General features: G+C 39.2%; 5 protein-coding genes and 1 pseudogene. 4 read left to right on the forward strand and 2 right to left on the reverse strand.

Features of this window, described 5'->3' with window-relative positions; genetic code table 11:
- Positions 1–68 precede the first annotated feature (68 nt).
- Entirely contained in the window at positions 69–1,463 is a 1,395-nt protein-coding gene (locus BIZ38_RS15515; protein ID WP_187490687.1) for a M28 family metallopeptidase, read from the forward strand.
- On the opposite strand, the gene BIZ38_RS15520 is transcribed toward BIZ38_RS15515, so the two are convergent.
- Entirely contained in the window at positions 1,456–3,609 is a 2,154-nt protein-coding gene (locus BIZ38_RS15520; RefSeq protein ID WP_187490688.1) for an ATP-binding protein, read from the reverse strand. The two genes, BIZ38_RS15515 and BIZ38_RS15520, sit on opposite strands and share 8 nt — an antisense overlap.
- A 225-nt stretch (positions 3,610–3,834) precedes the next feature.
- Between BIZ38_RS15520 and BIZ38_RS15525 the strand changes: the two genes are divergently transcribed.
- The 3 genes from BIZ38_RS15525 to gdhA all read left to right on the forward strand — a co-directional run bounded on the left by BIZ38_RS15525 (position 3,835) and on the right by gdhA (position 7,940).
- Entirely contained in the window at positions 3,835–6,024 is a 2,190-nt protein-coding gene (locus tag BIZ38_RS15525; protein WP_187490689.1) for an LruC domain-containing protein, read from the forward strand.
- A 2-nt stretch (positions 6,025–6,026) separates the two neighbouring features.
- Complete coding sequence (locus BIZ38_RS15530; protein ID WP_054554751.1) at positions 6,027–6,512, forward strand: hypothetical protein; 486 nt, start codon at positions 6,027–6,029, stop codon at positions 6,510–6,512.
- A gap of 75 nt (positions 6,513–6,587) precedes the next feature.
- Positions 6,588–7,940, forward strand: coding sequence for an NADP-specific glutamate dehydrogenase (gene gdhA, locus BIZ38_RS15535; protein WP_187490690.1), 1,353 nt, complete (start codon positions 6,588–6,590; stop codon positions 7,938–7,940).
- A 293-nt stretch (positions 7,941–8,233) separates the two neighbouring features.
- Here the strand turns inward: gdhA and BIZ38_RS15540 are convergent.
- Positions 8,234–8,833, reverse strand: a pseudogene (locus BIZ38_RS15540) (transposase); the annotation flags it as partial.
- Positions 8,834–8,959 lie beyond the last annotated feature (126 nt).

Consider the following 8,959-nt stretch of genomic DNA (forward strand, 5'->3'; position numbering starts at 1 on the left):
TAACGCATTACTATTGCGCGAAATGAAATATTAGTTAGCCTTTAATGATTCATTAAAGGAGTGAAACTATGTTAAAGCGTAAAATAACAACAACGGGTGCTTTGTTTAGCTCATCGCTGTTATTGGTCTCGGCAGCTCATGCCACAACACCTCAATATAAAGATCAACAAGCTTTGCATGATATTGCAAGTGCTGTTTCTAAAACACGTATAGAGCAAGATATTCAAACGCTGGTTGATTTTGGCACTCGCCATACTCTCTCTGAGACGAAATCAGATACGCGCGGTATTGGTGCTGCAAGACGTTGGATCAAGTCTGAATTTGAGGCGATTTCTAAAGCTTGCGGTAACTGCCTAGAAATCATCGAGGTAAAAGACACTATCTCCGGTGAAAAGCGTATTCCAAACCCGGTTGACGTGGTCAATATTGTGGCTATACAGCGTGGTCAAGTTGATGCAAACCGTATGGTTATAATGTCGGGTGATATTGACTCGAGAGTGTCTGATGTTATGGACTATACCTCAGATGCGCCAGGGGCTAACGATAATGCATCTGGAGTGGCTGGCGTGCTTGAATCGGCGCGAGTTTTATCAAAGTATAAATTTAACGGCTCAATTGTTTACGCAGCATTATCTGGTGAAGAGCAAGGCTTGTTTGGCGGTAAAATCTTAGCTAAATATGCACAAGAGCATGATTGGCGTGTTCATGGTGTTTTAAACAATGACATGATTGGTAATTCAACGGGCATTAATGGTGTAACAGATAACACAACTGCACGTATTTTCTCTGAAGGCACACGCGTTATTGAAACGAAAGACCAGGCTCATAAACGCCGTTTTACGGGTGGTGAGGTTGATTCAGCAAGTCGTAACCTTGCGCGCTACATAGATACAATCGCAGATCGTTACATCGAGAATCTAGATACCATGTTGGTATATCGACTCGATCGGTTTGGTCGAGGAGGGCATCACCGTCCATTTAACGATGTTGGCTTTGCCGCTGTGCGTATAATGGAAACCAACGAAAACTATAATCAACAGCATCAAGACTTACGTACTGAAAATGGCATTACTTATGGTGACACCATCGACCATGTTGATTTTGCCTATGCGGCGAAATTAACGTCACTCAATGCAGTGACAATGGCTTCAATGGCGTGGGCTCCAGCGCCGCCAACGGGTGTTAGTATTTCAGGTGCCGTAAAGCCGAGTACAACATTAGCGTGGCATAAAAGCGATGATCCAACGGTGGTTAGTTATAAAATCTATTGGCGTTATACCAGTGAGCCACTATGGCAGTTTAGCCGCGATGTTGGCAAGGTAACCGAAGCAACCCTTAAAAATGTTGTTATCGATAACTACTATTTTGGTGTTGCGGCTGTAAACAAAGACGGTATTGAATCACCGGTTGTATTTCCTGGCGATGTTGGCGCGTTCGAATGGCCAGACAAATCTGCTAAATAGCAATCGTTAAGTCATAGCGGACACCACCCAGTTCGCTATGAGCTGCTGTAATACGCCAGTTATGGGCTTCGACAATTTGTTTTACTATCGCAAGCCCAATTCCTGAACCTGACTGTTTCACTGTTTTTAAGTCAGGCACTCTATAAAGATGGTCAAAAATCTTTGCTAAACTCTCGTCGCTGACGCCAGGGGATGAATCTTCATAGCAGATTAAAAGCTGTGTTTGGTTTTGGCTAATCGTCAAATTAATCTTACCAGGGTGATTTGTGTACTTAAGCGAATTACTGATTAAGTTTGCAAATAACTGTGAAAGCCGTGTTGCATCGCACTCAAAACTTAGTTCATCAGCAACATTTTGTGTAAATGTCACTTCAAATTTTTCAAGCTGGATCAGCATATCTGCGTGTAAACTTTGGAAATACTCAGCCGCATTAATTGTTGTTACGTTGAGCTGAAAGCTGCTTTGTTCTAAAAGTGAAATTTTATTTAAATCAGTCACTAAAGTTGCCATGTCGGTGATTTTTTGGTTAAGTTTTTCGTAAGTAAGCTCATTAAATTGGGCTAGGCCTGCTTGAAGCGTTTCAAGGTGTAAGCGCAACCCTGTTAATGGACCACTTAGTTCGTGAGCTACTTGTGATAATAACTTACTACGTTGACTGATTTGTTTATCCAGATAATTTCGGCGCTGTTCAATAAGCTGTTTTCTCTGTCTTATTCTTAATAAAGCAATGCCCATTGCAGCTAAAAGCAGGCTAAATAATAAGACGCTGTATAAAATAGCTTGACGTTGTGCGGCAATAGCTTGGCTTTTTTCATTGTCTTGAAGTTTTAAATCTTGTATTGCTAAATCGCGGTCGCGCATTGCAATGGAGTTTTGTAGCTCAGCTAAACGGTGGTTGTAGTTGTTACGGGCAAAGGCTTTTTCAAGCTCTGTAATAGCACGTTGATACGACAGGGCTTGTTTATAATCAGCTTGTTTTTCTGTCACAGTGATCAAATGTTCTAGGGCAATGATTTGCTTTTGCAGCTTATTTTTTTGCTTACTTAACTGGTAGGCTTGCTCAGCATAATGTTTAGCTTGTTCGTGCTCAGTAGAGCCAATGTACAGCTTAGCTAATGTAAGTAATACATCTATATATAAGTGATCGTCTTGCTTGAGTTCAATGAGCACTTGTTTTTCAATGCTTAATGCTTGGTCAGGTTTATCTATTTCGAGCAAATTTATCGCAATATTATGGTTTGCCCAGGCAGTATTTCGCGTACTGTTATAACTAGCGAAGACCTGCTTAGCCTCTTGTGCGTATGCAAGTGCTGCAGGGTAGTTTTTAAGTCCATATTCGCATTGGGATAGCTTAACTAAACTATGTCCGATATCAGACAGTGAACCCGTTTGCCTATCAAAACTAAGGGCTGTAATAAACTCGCTCTTTGCTTTTTCGTATTGTTCTAAATCTAAATAACTTTGGGCAATTGAATAACTTATACCTGCTTGTAATGAAATAGACGGCGACATTTGCTGAATAACTTCACGGCGTTTTAGCTTATATTCTAGGGCAAGGGTTAACCGGTCTAACTGTTCAAGATTACGCGAATAACCATGGTAGAGCATTTCTTTTTGCTTTAAGGATAACTCTCGATTGTTGTCGTGAATATAAACCTCAAGCAAGTTTAAGGCTGCTTGATATTCACCTGCATTATGATAAGCACTGACAAGGCTCACAACGGCATCAATTTCGTAATCGGTGAGTTGCAAACGCTGAAACAGCGCGACATTTTGTTGAGATAAGTGAATTGCAGATTCTAATTTATTTGCACTATATGCCAATCGAGCTTTGACTAAATACAATTCGCTATAAATAGAGGAGTCACTTTTATATTTTGGAGAAGACTCAAGTTCTTCTACTATATTTTGCGCCTGTTGAAACTGACCTAGGTGTATATGAACGTGAATTAATCTAACATTAAAGCTTAATCGCTCAGCAAAACTGGCAGATTCAATAAGGCGTTTATCTATATTTGTTAAATATTTATAGCGTTCTTGGTAATCGCTTATTGTTCTAGCTTCATCAATGTGGCCTTGTAGAGTTGACGCAATTGATGCAAATGACAAGGTACACAGCAGAATAACAAGAGCTTTAAAGTTCATTTTTAACATTTATTATTATTTTTTCTGAAGCAATTCTAGCACATCATGCTTTTGTGTTGAGTGAATTTGTTTTTTGTGATTAAAAAGAATTGCATTTTGCGATATAGATGGTTGCATCTTGCAAAAAGGATCTGCAAAAAATATTTAAAACCTTATTTTTTAATGAGTTATATTTTGGAACAATTGCTGCTTTAAATAATTACATAACCACAGGAGAGTGTAATTATGAAAAGCAAAATACCCGTCTGTCTTTTATCAGTGCTTGCCACTAGTTATGTAAGCGCAGCTCCGTTTGAAGAATGCCCAAGTAAAGCATTTCTAATACAAGGTACACCTGCACAAATGTTTGGAATTGATTTGGTCTCTGCTAAAGCGACAGTATTAGCACCGTCATTAAACTTTAGTGACGAAACAAACAATGAAAGCGTAAATGCTGTGGGTTTTAACTATAAAGACCAATATATGTATGGCTTTAGTAAGCAAAGCCCGAAGAGTGTTGTCAAAATTGGTGATGATTATCAACTAGAACGACTCGTGGTTAACGGTCTGCCTGATACTAACTTCTATGTGGGTGACATCCATGTAAATAGTGAAACTAATCAGGCGGTATATTATTTGTATCATCCCAAATTCGGATTGTACGGTATTGATTTGACAGAGCCTGCTGATGAATACCAAGCTGATTTAGTTGCGGGTTCAGCTAGCTGGGGGTTAGCTATTTATGATTTTGCTTTTCATCCTAATAGCAACCTTTTGTATGCAGTTGAATCAAATGGCGACTTATACGAAATAGATCTTAATAATCAGACACCCACTTTTGTGGCGAACTTAGATATTGCTGGTGATACCGGAGCGAATGGTGCTGGGTATTTTGATGTAAAAGGACAGTTTTATTTTAGTAATAACCGAAGCGGTAAAATACACAAAGTAGACCTTAGCATCAGCCCTGTAAACGGTTACACGCCTACTGCTGCGGTGTTTACTTTAGGGCCTACATCAAATCAAAATGATGGTGCACGTTGCGCAATTGCTGAGGTAAAGGTAACGGATAATTCAATCGATTTTGGTGATGCACCAGCTCCTTATCAAACCTCACTCGAAGACAGTGGCGCAAGACATTTATTTGACCCAAATGCAGATCAAACTAATTTGGTTTACTTAGGTGCTACAGTAGATGGCGAGAATATTAATACACGTTCAGACTTACTTTTAACACCTGATGATCAATCAGATGACGGCGTTAAGTTCGTCACTGATTTGGTAGCAGGCACTACCAGTCAAATTATTGTTACCTCTGCAAATGACGAGACATATCTATACGCATGGTTTGATTGGGATCAGAATTACCAATTTGATGCGGATGAAATTACGGTGTCTAAATATAGGTTAAACCAAGGCGATAATAGCATTTTGGTTAATGTTCCAGATGATGCCGTTATGGGAACAACCTGGTCTCGCTTTCGTGTAACTGATGGTAGTGAAACCAATCCAATTACAGCAACTGGTGGTGTTATTGGTGGGGAGGTAGAAGATTACTCTGTAACAACATTGGGAAGCCTAGTTTACCCAGGAGAAAATAGCTGGGTAACACTTGCATTTGAGGATAAATGGCCATTTTCTGGAGATTATGACTTCAATGATTTAGTTATAAACTATCGAACTACAATTATAGATCAAAATGGTGTGGCTACAGGTTACAAAATAGAAGGTGAGCTAGTTGGGATAGGTGCTGATTTTCATAATGGCTTTGCAGTTAGGTTATATGAGACTGTGGAAGGTTCAAATGATAAACGCATTTTACGTAGCCAAATTAATGCTGAAAAAACTAGTTTACTGATTAATGGTCTTGAACAAACGCACGAGATCTTAGAGCAAAATACTGAAGATGCTATTTTCGTGATTATGCCTGATACTTGGGATTACATTGATAAACAGTCTAATTGTAATTATTTTAGAACCGAGACGGGTTGTGATAGCAATAGTAAAGTCACGTTTTCATTGTTTATTGATTTATTACCAGGTACAGCGACCGCTGATGCACCTAAGTACACATTAGATCCTTTCATATTTGCAGCTGATGGACACTATCATGGTGAAGCCTTGGTTGGTAAAGACCCTAGAAGCTGGGAGGTTCACCTTAAGAATCAGCAGCCGACAGAAAAATTTGATATGCAACTATTTTCTTTCGCAGAGTCTGATGATGCATCTGACAGTGCGCAGGGTTTTTACTTCCAAACCGAAACAGGTCTACCTTGGGCAATTGAAGTAGGTACTTCTTGGGCTCACCCTAAAGAAGGGGTAGATATTACCCATGCATACAGCGACTTTAAAGCATTTGCAGAATCAAAAGGACAAGAAAAGCCAATGTGGTTCAACAATGCTAAGCCTGCTAACGTGATTTCAAGAGGAGAATAATTATGAAACATTATACTTTAGTGATCATAAGCTTAATGTTAGCTGCGTGTGGTGGCGGTGGTGAAGGCGACTCTGCAACTGAAAGTGCTGGAACAAATGTAACGCAAGCACCTACAACAGATACAACACCACCTGAGACAACGCCTCCTGCTACTGGCGTGGATCCTGAGACGATGAATGATTTAACGATTGCTCCTGAGTTTAATTTAAGTAGTAAATTAGAGCTCGATGTAGATGTAGATTTGAATATTGGTGACACCAGAGCCTTTTTAAACATATGTCTTAAAGGCGACGACGATAAAGCCGATTATAACCAGTGTTTGCTTCGTGCACCATTGGTACAGAGCAAGCTGTCATCTAGTTTAATGTTAGCTAACAGTGGATTAGAGCTGGTGGCCGAGGTGTGGTTTTATGACACTCAGAGTGAGCCTTTACGTTATTATTGGAAAAATGATAGTGAGCAGCCAATGGTGTTTACGATTAGGTAAGAGTGATCGATTCTTTTCGTAAATGAGTTTAATTTGTAAGAATCTTATTTTCAACAGCTTGAAGAGGAATGAGTGATGGAATACATAGAGCAAGTGTTAAAATCAGTAAAGAGTTCTAATCCAAATGAAACGGAGTTTTATCAAGCTGTTGAAGAGGTTCTGTCTTCGATTAATCAATATCTCGAGATTAATGATAAGTATCAAAAAAACTCTATTGTTGAACGATTAGTAGAGCCAGAAAGGCAAGTCATATTTAGGGTTCCTTGGCTTGATGATCTTGGAAATGTTCAGGTTAATCGTGGTTTTAGAATTGAATTTAGTTCATCGTTAGGTCCTTTTAAGGGCGGCCTACGATTTCACCCCAGCGTTAACCAAAGTGTGGTTAAATTTTTGGGCTTTGAGCAAGTCTTAAAAAATGCATTGACAGGTTTACCGTTAGGTGGTGGTAAAGGTGGTGCTGATTTCAACCCCAAAGGCAAAAGCGACCATGAAATTATGCGTTTTTGTCAGTCATACATGACTGAGCTTTTCCGTCATATTGGTGCTAATACAGATGTACCTGCTGGTGATATTGGCGTTGGGGCGAGAGAAATTGGTTATTTGTTTGGGCAGTACAAGCGGATCACAAACCAATTTAGTGGCGTTTTAACTGGAAAACCTGAATCATTAAATGGCTCTTCTTTAAGAACAGAAGCAACAGGATACGGCGTTGCTTACTTTCTAAGTGCTATGTTAGATGCGAAAGGCGACTCTTTAACAGGAAAACGGTGCTTAGTGTCTGGTGCTGGTAATGTTGCACTTTATCTGATGAAAAAGCTTGATGAGTACGATGCTGTGATTCTTAGCTGTAGCGATTCGAAGGGCACGCTATATAGTAAGAATGGGCTTGACGTAAAATTAGTGATGCATCTAAAAAGTGAACGTGGTGCTGAGCTTAGAGATTATTTGAATGAACATAAAGATGCTGAGTTCACACCTGTCAATCAATACCCAAGTGACGGTCATCAAGTTTGGCGATATGAAGCAGACATTGCTTTGCCATGTGCGACGCAAAATGAAATTACTAAAGATGATGCTAAAGCTCTTGTAGAAAACAGATGTTTAACTGTGTGCGAAGGTGCGAATATGCCAACTACACCTGAAGCAATGAAGATTTTCAAAGAGCACAACGTTTACTTAGGGCCAAGCAAAGCCGCAAATGCTGGAGGTGTGGCGACGAGCCAATTCGAAATGGCTCAAAATGCCAGTATGCAAAAGTGGCAATCTGAGCAAGTTGATGAAAAACTTCAGCAAGTTATGAAATCCATTTTTAATACTATTTCAGTTACTGCCAAGCAGTACTCTAATGAACACGACTTGGTGCTTGGTGCGAATATAGCAGGATTTGAACGAGTTGCAGATGCAATGTTAAAGCAAGGTGTTGTTTAGTGATTTGACAATATAATTAGACACCCACTTTTGTTCTAAGAATATAAAATGTAATTAAAGAGACATCCATTTTTTACATAAACAATAAAGATACCCATTTTATTTATTGATATGAGTGCAGTATCGCATAATTGAGATTTATCTCGGCTAGATGAAAGTAGGGAGTTGGTACTTAATTATTGCTCTGTCTGAAAAATTAGCTATTTAATTTATATCATAAGTAATTTCAGAACGTCGATATTTCTATTTATATCAATAGCTATTTATTAGTATTGTTTTGTAGTTTTAATAGATTAACAAAACAAAGCTTTGCTATTAGTTATTGAGCTTCTTCGTTTTCGTTTCATGTGATTCGTATAATCGTTGATGGCTTGTTCTTTACCCGCTGTATTTTTAAATGAGCGGGTAAAGGAAGTGGTGAGTGTAAGCCAGTTGTCAGTACAAATATTTAGTCTTTCAAGTATTGGTAATGCATCTTCAGGGATTTTCCCTGGTTTATCTTCTCGTATTGAGCGACCAGTCCAATCAACGAGTTGCAGGTATGTTTTGAGCTCATATGGCAGACCTTTAGGCATATGCTTACGTGGTTTACCTGCAAAGCGCATAAGTGATTTTGGTTGCTTATTATTTTGAGCTGACTCAATGCGTGTTTTTATACTGGTGTAGTCAGATTGATCAGGTAAATCAGCCGCTTTCGCTCTTACAGGGTTTAGGTCAACATACGCAAGACAAGCTGCAAGAGCTGCTTCATCAAGTAATGCTTGTGACTTAAAGCGACCTTCCCAAAAACGACCTTTACAGTCATCTTCTTGATTCGCTTGTCGTGCAATACTCTCATTAAGAACGCGCATAAACCAACTGATGCTACTGAGCCGTTCTCGATATAAATTTACTCTGGTATTAACCGCAGAAACCTCTGCTTTTGTTTTCGGCCCTAAACCACCTACTTCAGTAGGTGGTTATCATCATTTAGGCTTTGCCTGAAAAAATACTCATGTTAATTCCTTACTTGATTTTTA

This window comes from Pseudoalteromonas sp. BZK2, assembly GCF_014349195.1.
Taxonomy (GTDB): Bacteria; Pseudomonadota; Gammaproteobacteria; order Enterobacterales; family Alteromonadaceae; genus Pseudoalteromonas; species Pseudoalteromonas simplex.